Origin of the sequence: Crocosphaera sp. Alani8 (assembly GCF_038442745.1) — a bacterium.
Lineage (GTDB): Bacteria > Cyanobacteriota > Cyanobacteriia > Cyanobacteriales > Microcystaceae > Crocosphaera.
Genome location: NZ_JARVCN010000347.1, coordinates 1 through 3,237, shown reverse-complemented (window position 1 = coordinate 3,237; position 3,237 = coordinate 1). Strand labels below are relative to the sequence as shown.

General features: G+C 43.4%; 4 protein-coding genes. All 4 read right to left on the bottom strand.

What is annotated here, in order from left to right; genetic code table 11:
• Nucleotides 1-321: 321 nt before the first annotated feature.
• The 4 genes from ilvC to P9B04_RS17950 all read right to left on the bottom strand — a co-directional run bounded on the left by ilvC (nt 322) and on the right by P9B04_RS17950 (nt 3,150).
• Nucleotides 322-1,317 carry a ketol-acid reductoisomerase gene (gene ilvC, locus P9B04_RS17965; RefSeq protein WP_342056351.1) on the bottom strand — a complete coding sequence of 332 codons (996 nt, stop codon included), beginning with the start codon at nt 1,315-1,317 and terminating at the stop codon, nt 322-324.
• A gap of 102 nt (nt 1,318-1,419) precedes the next feature.
• On the bottom strand, nt 1,420-1,890 hold the full coding sequence (gene accB / locus P9B04_RS17960; protein ID WP_342056350.1) for an acetyl-CoA carboxylase biotin carboxyl carrier protein: 471 nt from the start codon (nt 1,888-1,890) through the stop codon (nt 1,420-1,422).
• 63 nt (nt 1,891-1,953) lie between these two features.
• Nucleotides 1,954-2,514 carry an elongation factor P gene (efp, locus tag P9B04_RS17955; RefSeq protein ID WP_342056349.1) on the bottom strand — a complete coding sequence of 187 codons (561 nt, stop codon included), beginning with the start codon at nt 2,512-2,514 and terminating at the stop codon, nt 1,954-1,956.
• A gap of 309 nt (nt 2,515-2,823) precedes the next feature.
• Nucleotides 2,824-3,150 (bottom strand): serine O-acetyltransferase, encoded by a 327-nt coding sequence (locus P9B04_RS17950; RefSeq protein WP_342056348.1) that lies wholly within the window; start codon nt 3,148-3,150, stop codon nt 2,824-2,826.
• Nucleotides 3,151-3,237: the final 87 nt, after the last annotated feature.

The window sequence follows — 3,237 nt, the reverse complement described above, 5'->3', positions numbered from 1 at the left end:
CTGAGCGAAGTCGAAGTAAACCGAGATTTTGATACACCCAATTGAAAACTGCTATGAGACTTCTGAACCTGAGGAGAGACCCCACCGAGGTGTGGAATACTGACATCTTGCACCAGTACATAAAAACTTAAATTAGTAAGCAGTTCCTCACTCCGTTCCGGCGCTATCGCACAGCGTTCGGCTTTCAGCTAAGAGATGAAAGCGTTAAGCTTATGTTTAATCTCACTGACAGCATAAGATAGAGATTGATATGTTTCAACTGATGGCTGATAGCTGATAGCTGAACGCTTACAAACTAGCTAGTTTTATCGAATTTTCTAGTTAAGTATCTTTTAACCAGCTAAACATAGCCCGTAAATCTTTGCCCACTTCTTCGATAGAGTGTTCTGCCTCTTGACGGCGCATTGCAGTAAACCCAGGTTTCCCTGATTGATTTTCTAGGACAAATTCCCTTGCAAACTGACCGGATTGAATTTCTCTGAGAATTTGTTTCATTTCAGCGCGAGTTTCGTCGGTGACAATGCGAGGTCCTCGGGTTAAATCTCCATACTCTGCTGTATTGGAAATACTATCGCGCATTTTTGCAAGACCTCCCTCTACGATCAAATCCACAATTAATTTGACTTCGTGGAGGCATTCAAAATAGGCTAATTCTGGTTGATACCCTGCTGCAACTAGGGTTTCAAAACCAGACTTAATTAAAGCGGATAAACCACCACAGAGAACCACTTGTTCCCCGAATAAATCCGTTTCCGTCTCTTCTCTAAAAGTAGTTTCGAGAATACCTGCACGGGTTCCTCCGATCCCCTTAGCATAAGCCATAGCCCGATCTCGAGCTTGACCACTGCTGTCTTGATAAACTGCGAAGAGACAGGGAACCCCCTCTCCTTGTTCGTAGGTACGGCGTACTAGATGACCGGGTCCCTTGGGGGCAGCCATTACCACATCTACGGTTTTGGGGGGAACAATCTGACCAAAATGAATATTAAAGCCATGAGCAAAAGACAGAACGTTGCCGTCTCTTAAGTTGGGTTCAATTTCTTCGGTGTAAATAGTTTTTTGGACTTCATCTGGTAACAAGATCATGATCCAATCAGCTGCGCTAGCCGCATCAGCCACACTCATCACTTTTAGACCTGCTTCTTCGGCTTTTTTGCGTGATTTGCTACCTGGATACAGCCCCACTACCACATTGATGCCACTGTCTTTTAAATTAAGGGCGTGGGCGTGACCTTGAGAACCGTAGCCGATGATCGCCACAGTTTTATCTGCCAATAAATCAAGGTTGGCATCTGCATCGTAATACATCCGAGCCATGAGGATGTCTCCTAATTTCTTTACAAACTTTCCGCTATATAATCTATAAGCCCTAAGATGTAGATTTAGGGATTTTGTAATCTTTACTTTTGTTTTTGGGGGTTAACTGGGATTGACCCACATCAATGTTTGACCGTATTCTACGGGTTCCCCGTTGGCCACCACAATTTCCATCACCTCGCCACTGACTTCTGCTTCTATTTCGTTCATCAGTTTCATGGCTTCGATAATACACACAGTTTGGGTGTTACCCACACGATCGCCCACTTCTACAAAGGGAGATTCGTCAGGAGCAGGAGCGCGGTAGAAAGTACCTACCATCGGGGAGTTGATCGCTACCCATTGTTTATCCGCAGGAGAAGGAGGCGTTTCAGGGGGTGCGGATGCTGTTGCTGGAACAGAAGGCGGCCTTATTACTTCCGAGGTGATTGGTGTGGTTTGAGTTGTGGTTAAAGTGGCCGTATCTCGGCGGACTTTCAACTCAAAGGTTTCTGTTTTGAGGCTAACTTCAGCGATATCAGTGTGAGCGATCGCTCCTAATAAGCTTCGGAGTTCGTTAAAATTAATTGACACAAATTCTCCATCCCATAATCTTTGATTAACATACCCCACCCAGAGGCAGGAACTCTATTGTTTCTAAGTTTCCCGTCCTAAGTAGGAACCGTCGCGGGTGTCCACTTTGATTTTTTCTCCAATGGAAATAAACAGAGGAACCATTACTTGCGCTCCGGTTTCCACAATAGCGGGTTTTGTCCCTCCCGTTGCGGTGTCTCCTTTGACCCCTGGATCTGTTTCTGTTACTTCCAAAATCACCGAGGTGGGGAGTTGCACTTCAAGGACAGTCTCGTTCCAGAGAAGAACGTCGGCTTCCATTTCTTCTTTGATGTAGTTGACCGTTGTTCCCATTTGATCTGGGTTTAATCGCACTTCTTCGTAGGTTTCCATATCCATAAAGACATATTGTTCCCCTTCTTTATAGGTATGTTGCATGGTGCGTTTTTCTAGGTTAGCCTGGGGAACGGTTTCTCCTGCACGAAAAGTTCTCTCAACCACGTTTCCGGTTTGAGCATTTTTTAGCTTGGTTCGCACAAAAGCCGAACCTTTCCCTGGTTTAACGTGCAGGAATTCAACGACGCGCCACACTGAACCATCTAATTCAATGCTGGTACCAGTCCGAAAATCGTTACTAGAAATCATGAAGGGCTTTTAGAGCTTGTAAATTCAAAATTTATTTTACAAGAATTTGGTAACTCTGAGACATTTCACCCTTATTTAGTCAAACAATTGCAGATTGCCTGCAAGCATATTGTAGATTGACTCCTGCTTAAAAGCAGGATCTTGGGATTGTATATTACATATTTTAGATTAATTGTTTATTTTAGAGGATAGATTGTAGATTTACCGATGTTTAAAAACAAGCGCTTGTTCTTATTCAATCTCCAATCTACATTCTGCAATATTTTGGTCACTATATTTCAGATCTTTATGGCTCTCCCCTTAATGCTCTTACCTCTCAATTATTCTGGCTGGAATTCCTACTGCCGTAGCACCTTCAGGTACATCACACATAACAACAGCATTAGCTCCAATTTTGGAATGATTGCCGATGGTTACAGGACGAATAATTTTTGCCCCTGCTCCAATATTTACATCACCTCCGATTTTTACTCCTGTTACTATGGTCACTTGTTGTAAGATCACACAGTTAGGCCCGATTGAAGCTTTTGGATGAATAACAACTCCATTGGGGTGAATCAGAACTAATCCCCCTCCTAATTGAGAATTAATCGGAACATCTGAAGCAGTTACTACTCTCCAAAATCGATACTGCAAAACATTCCAAGGTTTAAACCATTTTGCTAATATTCGAAGCTTCTCAAAAAGTCTGGGGGGACTCGCCGAAAGTTAGGGGACAAAGAT